This is a genomic window from Olleya sp. Hel_I_94 (assembly GCF_007827365.1).
In the GTDB taxonomy this organism is placed as follows: Bacteria; Bacteroidota; Bacteroidia; order Flavobacteriales; family Flavobacteriaceae; genus Olleya.
Genome location: NZ_VISI01000001.1, coordinates 538,243 through 556,040, shown reverse-complemented (window position 1 = coordinate 556,040; position 17,798 = coordinate 538,243). Strand labels below are relative to the sequence as shown.

Sequence of the window (17,798 nt, the reverse complement as noted above, 5' to 3'; positions counted from 1 at the left end):
ACTAAAGGTCTTCTAAAAGCAGCAAATATAAGTTTTTTGTACTGCTTCCGTAAGATAAAAAGTCTTTTTCCTCTTGTAGCTTAAAATGTTTAATAGTTGTGATGTTAGTAGGTATTTTTACACTATTCTTATGCTTTATTTCTCTTAATCCTTCGCCTATGTTTGATATTATTTGACTTGTAGTTGCAAATACTATAACGTTATTAGGGAATTCGTTAAGTTTTTTTTCAGCTAGCTGGTTAGAGCTAACCAATAAAGAGCCATCATTAGCTATTAGGTTTTCGCAAGTGGTTATAAAATAAGTGCATTCTGATAGTTTGTCACTGATTTTAAGTTGAGAAGATTTAAATTTATCTTTCAAGTTATTGTCATAAAAATAAGCAGAATGATCTTCCCAGTTATTTTCTAGTATTATATTATTTAAGTTGTCGTAAACTTCGTCTAAAGAGTCACAATATAGGAATTTACCACCATTTTCTTTAAAGTTTATAGTAAAACTTTCGTCAATAGGTAGCTCTTCTTTAGGCATATATTTGCCTCTGTCGTCGGACTTTAGATCCTCCTTTTCTACTTGAGATTTAGAACTAAATAATTTTCTAAAAAGGCTCATTTACACTTTGCTATAATCAGAATTACGTTAATGGGAATATCAAATATAAAAAATCTTAGACTATCAAACGAGATAATCTAAGATTTTTAATACTTATTTATGTTTTATATACTATTCCTCTTCGTTGTTGGTTGCTGCTTCTTCAATAACAAGTTTAGTTTCATGGTTATCAAATGGGCGTTTACCAAGGATTTCTTCAAGGTCATCTTTAAAAATAACTTCTCTTTCAATTAGTCTTTCTGCTAATTTTTTAAGAACATCTTTTTTAGATTCTAATAGTGTTAAAGCTCTTTGGAATTCAGTTTCAACGATATTTTTAATTTCGTTATCTATTAACTCTGCAGTCTTTTCACTATATGGTTTAACAAAGCCATTTTCTCCTGCTGGATCATAAAATGTAATGTTACCAACCTTTTCATTTAATCCATATATCATAACCATAGCTTTAGCTTTTTTGGTTACGTTTTCTAGGTCACTTAAAGCTCCAGTAGAAATTTGATCAAAGATTATTTTCTCGGCAGCACGTCCACCCATTGTAACACAAATCTCGTCTAAAAACTTGCTTGTTCTTGTAATGTATGCTTCTTGAGGAAGGTACCAAGCAGCTCCTAAACTACGACCTCTAGGTACTATAGTTACTTTTACTAATGGATCTGCGTGTTCTAAAAACCAACTAACTGTTGCGTGTCCAGCTTCGTGATAAGCAATGGTCTTTTTCTCTTCTACAGAGAATAAATTGCTTCGTTTTTCTAAACCTCCTACAATACGGTCAACTGCGTCTAAAAAGTCTTGTTTTTCAACTGCTTTTTTATCTTTTCTTGCAGCGATTAAAGCAGCTTCATTACATAAATTAGCTATGTCAGCACCAGAAAATCCAGGTGTTTGTTTTGATAAAAATTCAATATCTAATCCTTCTGCCTTTTTAAGTGGCTTAAGGTGAACTTCAAATATTGCTTTACGTTCTGTTAGGTTAGGTAAATCAACATGTATTTGTCTGTCAAATCTACCTGCACGCATTAATGCGTTGTCTAATATATCTGCTCTGTTAGTGGCAGCTAATACAATTACATTTGTATTAGTACCAAAACCATCCATTTCTGTTAATAGTTGGTTAAGTGTGTTTTCACGCTCGTCGTTACTTCCTGACATTGCGTTTTTACCTCTAGCTCTACCAATAGCATCAATCTCGTCAATAAATATTATTGCTGGAGATTTTTCTTTAGCTTGTTTAAAAAGGTCTCTTACTCTAGAAGCACCAACACCAACAAACATTTCGACAAAGTCAGATCCAGATAATGAGAAGAAAGGTACTTTTGCTTCTCCTGCAACTGCTTTTGCTAATAATGTTTTACCTGTTCCTGGAGGTCCTACTAATAAGGCTCCTTTTGGTATTTTACCACCTAAGTTTGTGTATTTTGAAGGGTTTTTAAGGAAGTCTACAATTTCTTGAACTTCTTCTTTTGCACCTTCTAATCCAGCTACATCTTTAAATGTTGTCTTAACTTCAGAGTTTTCGTCAAATAGCTTAGCTTTAGATTTTCCAATATTAAAAATCTGTCCACCAGCACCTCCACCACCTCCAGAAGACATACGACGCATTATAAAAATCCATACACCAATTAATAGTATAAATGGAAGTAAGCTAAAAAGTAATTCTCCCCAAGGATTGCTCTCTATTGTAAAGGTTACTTGTGCTTTTTTATCTTGGTCTAAATCCTTGTTGATATTCTCGATTGATTCCTGAAACAACGCTAAGTCTCCAAATTGAAATGAGTAATTTGGCATTTTTGTTGTTGATGGAAAAATAGAAGTAGGTTTAGATTTTTTGTGCACTTCCTTACTTTCAGCTTCTTTTCTTAAATAGATTTTAGCTGTTGTTTCGTTTACAATATCTACCTTTTCTACATCACCTTCTTTTAAAAATTCAAAAAACTGTGAAGGCGAGGTTTTATTTTCTGTACTAGCACTACTTCCAAAAATTTGAAGAGCAATAAAGAAAATTATAATTCCTCCATAAATCCAGTATGGACTAAATTTAGGTTTTTTAGGTGCTGCTTTTTTATTTTTATCTGCCATGTAATGTGTTTAATAGTTTGTTTCGATAACAGTAACTTTAGCATCACCCCAAAGACTTTCTATATCGTAATATTCTCTGATATGTTTTTGAAAAACGTGTACCACAACGTTAACATAATCCATAAGTATCCACTCAGCATTATCTTCTCCTTCTATGTGCCAAGGCTTATCCTTAAGTGTTTTACTAACTTTTTTTTGTATGGAATTAACAATAGCGTTTACTTGAGTGTTAGAAGTACCTTCGCAAATTACGAAGTAGTCACAAACCGTATTTTCAATTTCTCTTAAATCAAGAATATTTATTTCTTTTCCTTTTACATCTTCAATACCTTCTATCACTGTAGCGATTAGGGCATCAATATTTGGTTGTTGTTTCGCCATTAATTTAATTTAAATTTGTGCAAAGTTATTATTTTTAAGTTCTTTATACTCTAAAAAAATCATAAGATTTTACAATACGAAGATAATTATTTAATATGCGTATAATCAAACTTAATGCCACCGATTCTACAAATAGGTTTCTTCGCAATCTTAGTTTGGACAGTCCAGTGCAAGATTTTACTACAATTGTGACTAGTCATCAAACAAATGGTCGTGGTCAAATGGGTACACTTTGGCAATCTCAACCCTTTAAAAACCTTACGTTTAGTGTTTATAAAAAATTAAATTTCTTTCCGTTTGAGTCTCAATTTTATATTAGCATGTCTGTAGCTTTATCTATTATTAAAGTGTTAGAGCAGTTAAATATTCCTAAATTAAGCATAAAATGGCCTAACGACATTTTGTCAGCTAATCAAAAAGTGTGTGGTGTTTTGATTGAAAATGTCATAAAACAAAGCGTTATTGAATCTTCAATAATTGGTATTGGACTTAATGTGAATCAGTTAGATTTTAATGGCTTACCTCAAGCAAGCTCTTTAAAAAATGTAACAGGAGTTAATTATGATTTAGATGAAATATTACATATAATCCTAAAACAGCTAGAAATACAATTAGACCTTTTATGCAAGGATACTAATAGGATAAAATCGCAATACGAATCTTATTTATTTAGAAAAGAAAAACCTTCAACATTTAAAACTGCCGAAGGTTTGTTTTCTGGTATTATAAAAGGTGTTTCTGAGCATGGTTTACTTGAGGTCTTAATAGAAGATCAAGTTTTAAAAACCTATGATTTAAAAACGATTAAGCTATTGTATTAATGGCTTGAGGCATGTTGGTAGCTAAGGTTTCAATAAATTTATTGATAGGTCCTTTTATCATCATAGCCATCATGGCATTAAATTCGCCTTCAAAAGTTAATTGTACTTCACTTTTATTAGCTTCAACTTCAGTGATATTTCCTGTTAACGAAAAATCTATTTTTCCACCAGCTGCACCTAAAACAATTTTGCTGTTTGGTGTCATTTCTTTCTTTTTTAAGACAATTTCTGGCATTCCTTTAAGTGCAAATAAAAATTTGTCTTCACCTAAAACTTCAAATTTACTTATGTTTTCAGGCATTAAGTTTTTAAAGTTTTTGACATCGCTTAAAAAAATAAAGGTCTCTTCTGGAGATTTATCTAAAGTTACTTTAGGGCTTTCTAGTTTCATATTTGTATTTAAGTTATTTAAAATTAATAGTGTTTTATAGTATTGCTATTAATTTAATATCAATTAACGTTCCAAACGCTTGGATTGGCATTCCAGCGACCTAATGTCTCAATTTCTTTTTCAGAGATATAGTTGCTAGATGCAGCTTCCGTTAGTAAACTTTCGTAATTACTTAAGGTGTGTAAAGTGATATTTTCTTTTTCAAAATTTTCTTTTGCTACGTCAAACCCATAGGAAAATATTGCAATCATTCCTTTTACATTTACATTAGCTTCTTTTAACGCTTTGACAGCATTAAGACTGCTTTTTCCGGTACTAATTAAATCTTCAACAACGACTACATTTTGACCACTTTCTATATGACCTTCTATTTGGTTTTTACGACCATGTCCTTTGGCTTCAGGTCTAACATATATAAAAGGTAGTCCTAAATATTCAGCCACTAACATCCCAATCCCAATAGCTCCTGTTGCAACACCTGCAATAACATCTGGTTTTCCGTAATGTTCTTCAATAAATTTACTCATTTCCTCTCTAATATAATTTCTTATTGGAGGATAGGATAGTACAACACGATTGTCACAATAGATTGGCGATTTCCAACCTGAAGCCCAAGTAAATGGATTGCTAGGTTGTAGTTTTATTGCATTTATTTGTAATAAAACTTGTGCTGTTTGTCTGGCAGTTTGCTTGTTAAAAATCATATGGCAAAAGTACAGATTTATTTAATTTTACTTAAAATTAATTTTAAAATAAATTAGCATAAAGTCTCAATGTCATTAATTTTAATATTTTTACCTATTTATAACTAGCTACTATTTTTTATGCAATGCATTTTTGTAAACGATAAGCCTATCTTTTTGACTACTAAGGTGGAAAAAGAAACTGATTTTAAAAACTTTTTACTTAAGGATGTGGATTTGGATTTAGTACTCCATACGCTGTCCAAAAAATCGATAAATTCTGTTAGATTAATTGGACATAGTGACGATAAATTATTAAAATCCTTCAAGAAAAAATTACCAAATGTAGTTGCAGGAGGTGGTAAAGTCTTTAATGATAAAGGTGAAATACTTTTTATATACAGAAATGATAAATGGGATTTGCCAAAAGGTAAAACAGAAAAAAGAGAAACTATAGAAGAAACAGCGATTAGAGAAGTCGCTGAAGAAACTGGTGTATCCAAATTAAAAATTATAAAACCGTTACCTATTACTTACCACATTTTTAAACGAAATGGTAAGTCTAAACTTAAAATTACGTATTGGTTTGAAATGCATTCTTCATTTGAAGGTAATTTATTTCCGCAATTAAACGAAGGAATAACAAAAGTAGAGTGGTTGGATCAGGAGGCTGCATCTGAAGCTTTAAAAAAATCTTATGCCAATATTAAATTATTATTTTAAAACCATATTTTTTTATAAAAAAAACACAGTAGTGTGTTTTGTCCTAGGTATTTAGCATTTTATCTTTTAATGGTTAATTTTATACACTTTAGCCAATATTTTATTGTAGGAGAATTCAGTTAATTATTTTCGCACTTGTAAATGTAATTAATTTAAAACCCTCACAGTATGTATACAAAATTACTTAACCGATTGGTTAATTTTAAAGCAATGCTAGTCTTGTTAGCAATGACTTTTTCTTTTCAATCATTTGCCTTAGAAGACACCTATTGTGGTTCTATTGCTGGCTTTGAATTCTCTAACGGATCGACGACTACAGCAATTAGCCATAACCAATCTTACTACATTAACGATCTTCCAAATAACTTTTACGTTAACTTATTAGTTAGTGGTTACTCACAAAGTGCTAAATTTTATGTTAGAAATTTAGACACAGGACAATGTTATAACGTAAACGAAAATCATTTGCCTTATACTTTTCCAGGAGGAAATGGCGCATGGAACTATGGTTGTGGTAATTTTGAAGTTAAAGCTAAATTGTACAAATACGATAGCTGTGGGACATATTGCGATAGTGAAACTATTAGATTTACTATTACTTGTCAGCCAGAGGAAACATGTGGAGAAATTTCTGGATTTCAGTTTACAAATGGATCTCAAGATGTGACAATAACAAATAATGAAACTTATGCATTAGATGCCCTACCAAATAACTTTTATGTTGACTTATTAGTTGATGGAGCGTCGGAAAGTGCTAATTTAATATTAGTAAACTTAACAACTGGTCAAACATTTAATGTTGGTGAAAACTATACACCTTATACAATTCCAGGGGGAAATGCAGCATGGTGTTACGGAACAGGAGACTTTAAATTAATAGGAAAAATATTTGAAAACAATTATTTTCAAGGGACTTTATGTGATGAAGAGGTTATCTATTTTACAATTGATGAAACAACGTGTAGTCAAATTGTAGGATATGAGTTTTCAAATTTTGCTGACGCTACTGTAGCGATTGTAGATGAAGCAAATTATGATTTAGATAATCTTCCAGCAGATTTTAATATCAAGTTATTAACCTCAGGAAATTTAGAAAGTGCATTTTTTACTTTAACTAACTTAGATACTGGAGAGGTATTTACTAAAACAGAAAATGCAATTCCATACACTTATCCAGGTGCAACTAATTCAGTTTGGTCACATGGTTGCGGTACATTTAAAATATGTGCTAGTATTTTTCAAGAAAACTATGCTAGTGGAACAGCATGTGATAACACTTGTGTAACATTTACAATTAATTGTGAAGAGCCTTGTGGTACGATTGATGCGTTTGCTTTCTCAAATGGAACTGATGATTTAACAATCACTGAAGGTCAAACATATAATGTTACAGATTTACCAGCAGGATTTGCAATAGCAACTTTAATTACAGGAGCTTCACAAAGTGTTTCTACTACAATTACTAATGTAACCACAGGTGCTTCTGTTGTGGTAACAGATAACACATTACCATATTCTTATCCTACAGCAGCTGCTTGGGATTTAGAAGCAGGTTCTTACCAAATAGTATCTCAATTATTTTCAGAGGATAATGCTTCAGGTACACAATGTGATACGCAATCCATTAACTTTACTTTAGTTGATGTATTAGCTTGTCAAGCTACATTTGCAGGAACTTCAACGATCTCTAGTGGATTAGCTATAATTATTCCTGGTGTTGCGTCTACTGTAACAGTTAATTTAAATAACGATGCTATTTTACCTGATGGCTATAGCTTAGCAACAGTAATTACTAAAGGAGATGATTTAACAATTGTTGGATTTAGTGAAAACTTAGTATTAGATATTCCAGAAATGGGAGGTTTTTACACAGTACATACTCTAGCTTTTGATCCAGAGACATTAGATTTAAACGATTTAGTATTGGGTACATCAACTGCTTTTGATGTTTTAGATTTAATTGAAAGCAACCAAATATGCGCAGATCTTGATACTGTTGGTAGTCAATTAATGGTGATTGTAACTGGGTCTACAGACAGAAATAGTAGTATAACTGTTGATCAGGTAAAAGGTAATCAAGCTATTGAAGCACAATTATCTGCAGATATTAGATTGTTCCCTAATCCAGTTGTAACACAATTAAATATTAACGTGGATTTACTTAAAAATGAAGTCCTTAACTACGCTATGATTGATGTTAATGGTAAAATAATACTTACAGGTAAGCTATCTAATAATAGTAATACTATTAATACCTCAGATTTAGAAGCAGGTTTTTATATCCTTAAGTTAAACTCGGAAGTAAGACAACTTACTAAAAAGATAATGGTTAGAAAATAACCAATTACATTAAATAATAAAAAAACCGTTACAAATTGTAACGGTTTTTTTATGTTTAAAAATTAATAATGCTTTGCTTTAAAACATGTTTTAGCTTTTCTGGCATTTTATTATTTACAGCAAAAGACTGATTTATTTCTACCTCAATGCCTATATAATTGTTTTTAAATTGTTGTCTTAATGCAGTTGTAAAGCCATCGGCTTTTCCTAAATAGGGATAATTAAATCTGACACGATACTCCGGATTTAAAGCTAAAATATTTTTTTTGAATGACATTGCATATTGCTTTTCTTGAATCCTTCTAGAGTCGTATAAAAGACCAATGTCACAGTCTCTTATAGCATTGTTTAAAACAGGTGTAAAAGAATGAATAGACAGATGTATGACACTTAAATTGTTGTTTATGATTGATGCTATATACTTTGTTACAGCTTGCCTGTAGTCATTATAATACGTGTTAATTAGGCTTTGTTTTTGTTTTGTTGTCAGTGTTTTTGTGTATGCTGAAAATAAATTTTTATTATTAGTAGACCTATTTAATTCTATTAATAAACGACTTGTAGTACTAAAATTTGAATAATCAGCAATAGGCTTTAAATAATTAAATACATCCAATGCACCTAAGTCATAACCTTTGTGTGTTTCTAAAACTAAAGTATCTAAAAAATAGGGTTTATATTCTAAAGGAATAGCATTGCCACCATGTTCACAAGTAATGACTAATTTCATTTTAACTTATAGGAATAAACATTTTGTTTTCCTCCAAACATGTTGCTAATTGTTTATAAACCAATTCAATGTTTTTAACCGAAACATCATGATTCAACGCGTTAACAATTCTGGTTGAAAGCGTACCATGATTAAAAATGACTTCTAATGCGTTTTGGTAGTCCTTAGAAATATGATCTTTTACTAATATATATAGTTGTTGCCACACGTTTTTAACATTAGAGGCTTGCTTTATTCCAAATAACTCAAGGTAGTCTAAGTTAGAGATATTATATGCTTCGCCATCTTTAATTACTGCGTTTAAAATAGAAAACAAATCCTGCTTTAACCATTTTTTTTGCTTTTTAAGACTTGTTGTATCTTCATTAGCTAAAAGCTTTAAGACTTCAATTATTAATGCGCAAATAGCAATGTCAGCTTTTGGACACTCTTGAATGTCGACTAGTCTAATTTCTATAGCATTTCGATCAAACCTTGCAATTGCACCACGACTATTTAAAAAATGATGATCTAAAATATTATTTGTGTCATACTTTTTAATGACTTGTTTTATGGGTTCAAAAATGGTAGCGTAGTAATCCGCTTTTGTAAAAACACGCTCTGGTATAACCAATCCAGTCATTTCTGGAATTTCTTTTTGATTGGTTTTATAATATTCTAATCTAGTGTCTTTAAATCCTGTAATTTTACCATCTAAAATTGGCGAACTTGCACATAAACCAGGGATTAGTGGTAAAATTATCCTGATGGCTGCATGTAGTTTTTCAAACTCTTTATCATCATAAAAGGGTAAGTTAATGTGTGTACTTTGCACATTACTCCAACCATGACCTTTACAATCAAAAATCCTGTTGTACAACTCGTAAACTTCACTATAACTGTGTTTCCATAGTTGTGTATCCTTTAAAGGATTCATTGTAGGATGAGACGCTGTAGGTAGTAGTTTTGTATTTAAAGGTTTTAATAAACCATTTATTTCTATGATGTTTTGATGAAATGCTTCTGCAAGATTATTTAAATCATTAGTTGGTCCATTCGTTTTAATTTCAACAACATGTCCAACCAATTCATTGCTCCATGCGATAGATCCGTTTTCGATATCAGAAGTTATTTTACCATTTTTTTTAGTAAGTAATACATCCACAATAGGAGCAACTTTAAAGCTGTTAGTGTTTACTAACATATATTCTAGCTCTATTCCGTAAACTTCAAATAAGTGATATTTTTTAGACATAATTATTCTAATCTAGTTTTTAAAGCCTGTAGTATTTTAGTGTAAACTAAATCGCCATAATAGGCATCCTCCACGCCATAGTCTATATTTGGATTGTCATTTATTTCAATAACCATTGGTTTGTTATTGACCACTTTTATATCAATACCATACAAGCCTTTACCCATTAGTTTTGCAGATTTTATTGCCATAGTAATTACATCCTTTGGGACGTCTTCTATAGGCAGGCAATCAGCGTCACCATCTTGATCATTTTTTTTGTCAGCATTCCAGTTATAGATTTGCCAATGTCCTTTAGCCATATAATATTTACAAGCATAAAATGGGACATCGTCGATAATGCCAATGCGCCAATCATAATCTGAAGGACAAAACTCTTGTGCAATAATTAAATCGGACTCTTTTAGCATATCTGTTACCAAGGTGTCATATTCTTTAGCTGTTTTAGCCTTTTTTACTCCAAATGAGAACGTGCTATCTGGTGCTTTTAATACACAAGGTAAACCAACTTGTTCTAATACTAAGGCTCTGTTTTCCTTGTGGACAATTACTGTTTTTGGAGTCGCAATATGAGCATTGTTTAACGCTTCTGCCATGTACACTTTGTTGCAACATTTTAAAATTGCTTCTGGGTAATCAATAATAGCGATACCTTCTTGCTGTGCTTTACGCGCAAATGCATAGGCTTCATTATTAACCTCTGTACTTTGTCTTATAAATAAAGCGTCAAAAGAGGACAAACGACTTAAATCTTTAGGCTCTATAATTTCAGCATAAATATTCATCTTTTCAGCAATGTCTATAAACTTTTTTAAAGCTTTTGTATTGCTAGGAGGAGCAGGATCGTTTGGGTTTACCAAAATGGCTAAGTCAAAATCTGAGGTAGTCAATTTTGGAGTATCATAACGTTTTTTTGCAAAATACTGATTAGCAAATAGGTTAACACTTTCTAGATGGTCTAAAGGAATTTCTGATTCTGAAATAGCTTTAATACTTTGTATGTTCCATTTATTATTATGATGAAACTTTACGCGTAAAAAAGGAACTTGAAAATGTTTGTAAAACAAACTACTTAGCTCTTTATATTTTTGTGCCACATTTTGACCAAAGTATATACTTAAAGTAAACTCTCTAGACTTAATGCTTTTTAGGCTTTGTTGTATAACATCGTCAAACTCGTCGGAAACTATTTTGACTAGTTTAAGTGTTTTTAAATCTACAATGTTTCTTACTGTTGGAATGGCTAAATGACCTCTAGCTTCGGCTAAAAGCGAGACGTAGTAACCTTTGGATTGGTAACTATAATCTTTGCAAAGATTAAATATTCTTGCTTTTTTTAAAAGCGAAAATTTAGGATTGGTAAGATAATCTTGCGATGAAATTACCGTAATATTCTCAATCGAAAAATGCCATTTTTCTGGTTGATTGACAACAATGTATTTGTTCATTTTATGCGAAGATCGCGATATTAATTTATGTAAAGTTATATTATTTTTAAACTGGTTTTACAAAATGTAAAACCAGTTTAGTTAAATTTTTAATAAATAATTTTGGCTTATTTTTTAGTTAAGCTAAAGATGTCTTTACGTCTGTCTCTTAGGTTTCTAACGCTACCAAACTGGTTAAGTTCGCGTAGTAAATCTATGTCAACATCTGCGATTAATATCATCTCTGTGTTGGTTGTTGCTTCTGCTTTTATTCCATTTGCTGGAAAGGCAAAATCACATGGTGTAAATACCATGGATTGCGCATATTGGATGTCCATGTTATGCACTTTAGGTAAATTACCTACGCTTCCTGCGATAGCTACATAGCATTCGTTTTCAATCGCTCTTGCTTGTGCACAATTGCGTACTCTAGAGTATCCATTTTGTGTGTCTGTTAAAAACGGAACAAATAGGATGTCCATACCTTCGTCTGCTAAAAGTCTACTTAACTCTGGAAACTCAGAATCGTAACATATCAAAATTCCTATTTTACCACAGTCGGTATCAAAAGCCTCTAATTTAGTACCACCTTGCATTCCCCAAACTTTAGCTTCGTCAGGAGTGACATGAAGTTTTTCATAACGCTCCAAAGTACCATCACGTCTACATAAATAGCCTACGTTGTATAGTAAATCCCCTTTCATTTCTGGAAAACTTCCTGTAATGATGTTGATGTTGTATGATATGGCTAATTCTGAAAATTTCTGAACGATTTCTTCTGTGTGTTTTGCTAGTTCTCTAATTGCTTCAGACTCTGGCAAATGGTTATTATCTGCCATTAAAGGCGCATTAAAAAACTCTGGAAATAATGCAAAGTCAGATCTATATCCAGATACTGCGTCAACAAAGTATTCTGCTTGTTGCATTAATTCTTCTAAATCTTTATACAAGCGCATTTGCCATTGTATAAGACCTAATCGTACCACTTTTTTCTTGGTAGCAGCTTTTTTAGATGGTTTTTGATAATAAATATTATCCCATTCTAATAGTACAGCAAACTCGCCAGAATCTTTGTCACCTTCTAAATAGCCTTTCAAAACTCTTAATGGGTGAAAGTCGTTTGAGATTTGAAAATTTAAAACTGAGTCATGAATTTCTTTTCTTTTTACCTTATCCATGTACTCCTTAGGTGTCATTTCGTTTTGGTAATTATGAAAATTAGGAATACGACCGCCAAAAACAATACCTCTTAAGTTAAGTTTTTCACATAACTCTTTTCTGTAATCATATAAACGTCTACCTAAGCGTAAACCTCTAAATTTAGGTTTAATAAATACATCAATACCATATAATACATCACCAGATTTTGTGTGTGTATTAAAAGTATAGTTACCAGTAATATCCTCGTAGGTATGCTCTGCTTCAATCCTGTCATAATCAACTATTATAGACAAAGCACAACCAGCGATTTGATTGTTAATTTTAATAACAACTTGTCCTTCCGGAAACTTGTCAATTAAAGTTTTAATTTGATTTTCTCTCCAATATAGATTAGGCATAGATTTATATGCTTCTTGCATTGCTTCTTTTAACTCTTGATAATCATCTAAAGTTAGATATGCTAATTCTATATTTTCAATGTCTTGTGGATTCATTTTTATTTACTTGAAATTTTAAGTAAATGTAATATAAAAATTTATCCAATAATCAACAATAAAAATTATTTTTCAGACATTATTTTAGTCTATAAACAGGGTATTGTAAATGTGATTTTTCGTAATTAACACTCTGTTTATGAATCCAGTCAAGCTGAGCATACCAATTTGAGGCAAAGTCTTTGTCGTAAGATTTTTTAAGGTTAAAATTGATTCTTAATTTTGGGTCTTGTCTTAAAATTAATTCGGCTTTATCTTCCCAAACATAAGGCGAGAATCCTTCCTTTTGTTGCAGTATTGTATCGAAAAAATTCCAGTTAAAAAATGAATCAGGAGCTTGCGGTTCTAAAGTTTCAATTAGGTATCTAAAAGCCTCTTGATTAGTTTTAATAATATAATCGCCTTTATTAAATGTAATGGCGTCTTCCGAAACTTTTATACTTGTATTAAAATGCTGGTAATGTCCTTCATAAGCTTGAGACCTTGTTTGGTAGTTGTCAATTTTATAGGACTGTACCGTTATTGTAGAATCTTTACTTAAAGGTGTCATGTTAACATCATTCAATTTTAAAAGTTCAATTACATTCCACCAACCTTGAGGAATGATATAGGCTTGTGGTATGTTGATTTCTAAACTAGGCTTAAAATAATTTTGGTAGGTAATTTGCTTTGTAAAAGGCTTGCTTCTGTCAAATTTTAAACGGTCTGCATCTGTAATGTTGCTAGGTATCATGTTACCTTCAAAACCTTTAAAATTTAAGGATGTGGTTTGTGTGGTATCTATTTCCCATTGCAATGGGTAAGTCTTTTTTGCAATAAGTTGTTGGTTGTAGTTTTGACGTAAAGATTTAATTTGTTCATGGTCTTCTTCTATAATTTCAATCATGGATTTCATTAACTCAAAGGTGCCTTCTACACGTTGTTTGTATGGTTTAAGCATGTGTGTTTCAACCATCATACCTAAGGTGTTAAACAAAGTAGTGTAACCCGTAGAATATCTTGGACTATCCATAAATTGACTAAATCCAGCTTCTGGCACTTTATTAAATACGTTAACATATGGCGTAATGTCCCATTGTTTAGTTGCTAACTTAGCTTCTAAGTTAGGTTGCATTTTGGTGTGTAAATAATTACCTAAAGTACCACCAAGCTTATTGTGTTGCGTAAATAAATGCGTTAAAGTATATTGGTAATCTGCGCCATTACTTACGTGATTGTCTATAAAAACATCAGGCTTTACCAAGTGAAAAATTTGAGCAAAAGTCTTAGCATTTTTGGTATCACTTTTAATAAAATCTCTGTTTAAATCAAAGTTTCTAGCGTTACCTCTAAACCCATAAGCTTTAGGGCCATTTTGGTTTGTTCTTGTAGAAGTGTTTCGATTTAAACTACCTCCAACATTATAAACAGGAATTGTGACTAATACAGTATGTTTAGGTGCTTCAATTTTACCGGAAGCAATATCTCTAAATAGTATCATAGTGGCATCAATGCCATCAGATTCTCCTGGATGTATTCCGTTATTAATTAGTAAAATACGCTTATCGTTTCTAATCGTTTTAAAATCAAAATTTCCATCAGGATTTAATGTGATTAAATGCAATGGTTTTCCGGAATCCGTACTGCCAATAGAGTCTATAGATATTGAATTATAAGCTGTTGCTAAATCTTTGTAATACTGAATCGTTTGTTGGTAAGTGGCAGTTTCTAATCCTTGAGATTTTTCAAAAACAGTTTCAAAATCAAAATCCTTTTTAGTTGTAGATTTACACGAAACCACTAAAATTAATAAGACTAATATTTTTTTCATTGATTGTAATTTTAAATAACGGTTACACAAATATAATACTATAGACTTGTGATTGTTGTAATTAAACGTACTTTTGCAGCTTGAAAAATTGAAGAAATGACAGAGTTTATTAGAAAAATAGTTCCGAACGCAAAAGATGATGTATTAGCAGGAATAACCGTGTCTTTAGCAATGATCCCAGAAGTAGTGGCTTTTGCTTTTGTAGCGCAAATAGATCCTTTAATGGCATTATCAGGTGCCTTTATTATTGGATTGATAACAGCTATTTTTGGTGGTAGACCAGGTTTGATATCTGGAGCAGCAGGAGCTGTAGCAGTTATTTTTGTAACTATGATTGCGGATGGTCATACCAAAGGGATGTTAATGGATACACCTATTGAAAACATGGGGTTTTTCTATCTGATGGCTTGTGTGGTCTTAATGGGAATTATACAAATTTTTGCAGGTGTTTTTAAATTAGGACGATTTGTTAGATTGATTCCGCATCCTGTAATGATGGGATTTGTAAACGGTTTGTCTATCGTTATTTTTATGGCTCAAGTAAAAATGTTTTCTCATAAATCCTTAAAAGTATCTGATGCAGGAGTAAACGAATATGTTAGTACCTACATGCAAGGCTCTGAGTTATATACCATGATTGGATTGGTATTATTAACTATGGGAATTATTTGGGGATTACCTAAAATAACCAAAAAGTTGCCTGCAGCATTAACTGCTATTTTAGTAACCAGCTTAATTGTTATTGGCTTTAATATGGACGTGTCTACTGTAGGATCTTATATTATTGAAGGTGGAGGAACAGGATTAAAAGGAGAATTTCCAACACCAAATATGGAGCTTTGGGAAAAATTACCATTTAATTTAGATACTTTAAAATTTATTGCTTTACCTGCATTTTTAGCAGCATCTGTTGGGTTAATTGAGTCTTTAATGACTATGAATTTAGTTGATGAATTAACAGAAACCAGAGGAAACGGAAACCGAGAATGTGTTGCGCAAGGTGCAGGAAACATTGTGTCAGGATTGTTTGGTGGTACAGGTGGCTGTGGTATGATTGGTCAAACGGTTATTAATATTAATGCAGGTGGACGTGGTAGATTATCAGGAATTATGATGGCTGTGACTTTATTGTCCTTTATTTTGTTTGCAGATAAGTTAATAGAAATGGTGCCAATTGCAGCTTTAGTAGGTGTAATGTTTATGATGGTAATCGAAACTTTTGCATGGTCTAGTTTTAGAATATTAAAGAAAATACCAATGTCTGATGCAGTGGTACTAATAACGGTATCCTTAGTTACAGTATTTGTTGATTTAGCAGTAGCAGTGTTTATTGGTGTAATAATTTCGGCTTTAGTATTTGCTTGGGAAAACGCAACAAAAATTAGAGCTAGAAAGCGTATTAAAGAAGATGGTACTAAAGTTTACGAAATTTGGGGACCATTATTTTTTGGAAGCATTCAAGCGTTTAATGATAAGTTTGACGCTAAAAACGATCCCGAGAAAATAGAAATAGATTTTGTTGAATCTCGTGTGAGTGATCATTCTGCATTAGAGGCTATTTTTAATTTAGTTGAAAAGTATGAGAAAGAAGGAAAGCAGATACGTTTAAAGCATTTAAGCGAAGATTGTAAAGTATTACTATATAAATCTAGTCCTAAGTTTAGAGAGGTTGTTGTAGAGGCTATTGATGATCCTAGGTATCATTTAGCAGCTAATCCAGAAGATTTTCCTAAACCACTATCAGAGTATAAATTTTAAATAAAAAAAGGCGAGCATTTGATGCTCGCCTTTTTTTATTGTGAGGTTATTTAACCCTAACACTATCTGGTACTAAAACAGTGTAATCACCATTGTTTCTTATTACTTCTCTAACAATGCTAGAACTTATATAAGATGTTCTGGCAGCAGTTAATAAAAATACAGTTTCTATTTTTGATAGTTTTCTGTTAGTATGTGCAATTGCTTTTTCAAACTCAAAATCAGCAGGATTACGTAAACCACGTAAAATAAATTGAGCATTAATCTCTTTACAAAAATCAATAGTCAGACCTTTATAGGTCATTATTTTTACTTTAGGTTCATCTTTAAAGGTGTCTTCTAAAAAACGTTTTCGGTCTTCTAAAGAAAACATATATTTTTTTTCAGAGTTAACACCTATAGCCACAACTACTTCATCAAAAAGTTTTACGCCACGTTTTATTATATCCAAATGACCTAATGTGATAGGATCAAAGGATCCAGGAAAAAGTGCTCGTTTCATAATTATCTTAGTTTAATCTCTATCCACTTCGTAAATGTACTCTTGCTCAAAAAGGGTTTTTATTTCCTGTTTTGAGTAGCCATCTAGCTCTGTGGTATAATTTTCTGTTTTATTTATTTTATAAATTTTAGATTTTCTATCTATTTCATAATCATTAAAAATGACGTAAATACTATCTGATGTGATTGTAGTAACCTTCATAGATGTGTAATATCCAGTTTGTGATGCCTTAACGGAATACACATCTCCAATCCTAGGATTGTTAATGTACAAGGTGTCATTTTCGTCATCTTTTTTACTTAAGTATGTTGCAACTAAAATAGCAAGAGTAATAATTATCAATCCACTAAAATACCATAACGGAAACCTAACGCCTGTTTTTTCTAGTTCAAACTTTTGTTTTATTTGTTCAGGTAGTTCTTTTAGGCTGTACGTGCGTTTACAATGGTTGCATTCTAAAACATAAGTTTTACCTATAGGAAATAAAGGGATCCAATATACGTAAGCATATTTACCATAAATAGCATAATGCATGGTTTGTCCTTCTGTGCAATTGGGACATTTTACATTTATAAGTTGACCTTCTTTAAGTTTGCTAGCTTTACTTCCGTAAAAAACCATAGTGTTTGGGGATTTGGTTAATTATTAAATATAGGC

General features: G+C 31.6%; 16 protein-coding genes. 4 read left to right on the top strand and 12 right to left on the bottom strand.

Translation table 11 applies throughout. The annotated features are described in order from the left end of the window. Window position 1: 1 nt before the first annotated feature. The 3 genes from JM82_RS02735 to rsfS form a co-directional block, all read right to left on the bottom strand. Window positions 2-610 (bottom strand): LUD domain-containing protein, encoded by a 609-nt coding sequence (locus JM82_RS02735; RefSeq protein WP_145000988.1) that lies wholly within the window; start codon window positions 608-610, stop codon window positions 2-4. A 111-nt stretch (window positions 611-721) separates the two neighbouring features. Next, a complete protein-coding gene (ftsH, locus tag JM82_RS02730) occupies window positions 722-2,686 on the bottom strand; it encodes an ATP-dependent zinc metalloprotease FtsH (RefSeq protein ID WP_145000986.1) in 1,965 nt (654 codons plus the stop codon). Between the two features lie 9 nt (window positions 2,687-2,695). Then, window positions 2,696-3,067 (bottom strand): ribosome silencing factor, encoded by a 372-nt coding sequence (gene rsfS / locus JM82_RS02725; protein WP_028283834.1) that lies wholly within the window; start codon window positions 3,065-3,067, stop codon window positions 2,696-2,698. 95 nt (window positions 3,068-3,162) lie between these two features. On the opposite strand from rsfS, the gene JM82_RS02720 reads away from it, so the two are divergent. Beyond that, window positions 3,163-3,888 carry a biotin--[acetyl-CoA-carboxylase] ligase gene (locus JM82_RS02720; RefSeq protein WP_145000984.1) on the top strand — a complete coding sequence of 242 codons (726 nt, stop codon included), beginning with the start codon at window positions 3,163-3,165 and terminating at the stop codon, window positions 3,886-3,888. Here the strand turns inward: JM82_RS02720 and JM82_RS02715 are convergent. Together JM82_RS02715 and pyrE are read right to left on the bottom strand one after the other, a co-directional pair. Beyond that, window positions 3,872-4,279, bottom strand: coding sequence for an SRPBCC family protein (locus JM82_RS02715; RefSeq protein WP_145000982.1), 408 nt, complete (start codon window positions 4,277-4,279; stop codon window positions 3,872-3,874). The two genes, JM82_RS02720 and JM82_RS02715, sit on opposite strands and share 17 nt — an antisense overlap. Before the next feature lie 59 nt (window positions 4,280-4,338). Next, entirely contained in the window at window positions 4,339-4,983 is a 645-nt protein-coding gene (gene pyrE, locus JM82_RS02710; protein WP_145000980.1) for an orotate phosphoribosyltransferase, read from the bottom strand. Between the two features lie 120 nt (window positions 4,984-5,103). On the opposite strand from pyrE, the gene JM82_RS02705 reads away from it, so the two are divergent. Then, window positions 5,104-5,685 carry an NUDIX hydrolase gene (locus JM82_RS02705; RefSeq protein WP_145000978.1) on the top strand — a complete coding sequence of 194 codons (582 nt, stop codon included), beginning with the start codon at window positions 5,104-5,106 and terminating at the stop codon, window positions 5,683-5,685. A gap of 168 nt (window positions 5,686-5,853) precedes the next feature. After that, complete coding sequence (locus tag JM82_RS02700; protein ID WP_145000976.1) at window positions 5,854-8,025, top strand: T9SS type A sorting domain-containing protein; 2,172 nt, start codon at window positions 5,854-5,856, stop codon at window positions 8,023-8,025. Window positions 8,026-8,080: 55 nt separating this feature from the next. On the opposite strand, the gene JM82_RS02695 is transcribed toward JM82_RS02700, so the two are convergent. From JM82_RS02695 to JM82_RS02675, 5 genes are all read right to left on the bottom strand, one after another. After that, complete coding sequence (locus JM82_RS02695; protein ID WP_145000974.1) at window positions 8,081-8,755, bottom strand: N-formylglutamate amidohydrolase; 675 nt, start codon at window positions 8,753-8,755, stop codon at window positions 8,081-8,083. Between the two features lies 1 nt (window position 8,756). After that, window positions 8,757-9,989, bottom strand: a complete 1,233-nt coding sequence (locus tag JM82_RS02690) for a glutamate-cysteine ligase family protein (RefSeq protein WP_145000972.1) — start codon at window positions 9,987-9,989, stop codon at window positions 8,757-8,759. 2 nt (window positions 9,990-9,991) lie between these two features. Next, window positions 9,992-11,437: a RimK family protein gene (locus JM82_RS02685; RefSeq protein WP_145000970.1), complete on the bottom strand. Its 1,446-nt coding sequence runs from the start codon at window positions 11,435-11,437 to the stop codon at window positions 9,992-9,994. 107 nt (window positions 11,438-11,544) lie between these two features. After that, entirely contained in the window at window positions 11,545-13,071 is a 1,527-nt protein-coding gene (locus JM82_RS02680) for a carbon-nitrogen hydrolase family protein (protein WP_145000968.1), read from the bottom strand. Between the two features lie 79 nt (window positions 13,072-13,150). Further along, the gene (locus JM82_RS02675) at window positions 13,151-14,881 is read right to left on the bottom strand and encodes a M14 family metallopeptidase (RefSeq protein ID WP_145000966.1); all 1,731 of its coding nucleotides are present in this window, start codon (window positions 14,879-14,881) and stop codon (window positions 13,151-13,153) included. Window positions 14,882-14,977: 96 nt separating this feature from the next. Between JM82_RS02675 and JM82_RS02670 the strand changes: the two genes are divergently transcribed. After that, window positions 14,978-16,639 (top strand): SulP family inorganic anion transporter, encoded by a 1,662-nt coding sequence (locus JM82_RS02670; RefSeq protein WP_145000965.1) that lies wholly within the window; start codon window positions 14,978-14,980, stop codon window positions 16,637-16,639. Window positions 16,640-16,685: 46 nt separating this feature from the next. On the opposite strand, the gene coaD is transcribed toward JM82_RS02670, so the two are convergent. Both coaD and JM82_RS02660 read right to left on the bottom strand, forming a co-directional pair. Then, on the bottom strand, window positions 16,686-17,141 hold the full coding sequence (coaD, locus tag JM82_RS02665; RefSeq protein WP_145000963.1) for a pantetheine-phosphate adenylyltransferase: 456 nt from the start codon (window positions 17,139-17,141) through the stop codon (window positions 16,686-16,688). Between the two features lie 12 nt (window positions 17,142-17,153). Beyond that, window positions 17,154-17,762 (bottom strand): zinc-ribbon domain-containing protein, encoded by a 609-nt coding sequence (locus tag JM82_RS02660; RefSeq protein WP_145000961.1) that lies wholly within the window; start codon window positions 17,760-17,762, stop codon window positions 17,154-17,156. Window positions 17,763-17,798 lie beyond the last annotated feature (36 nt).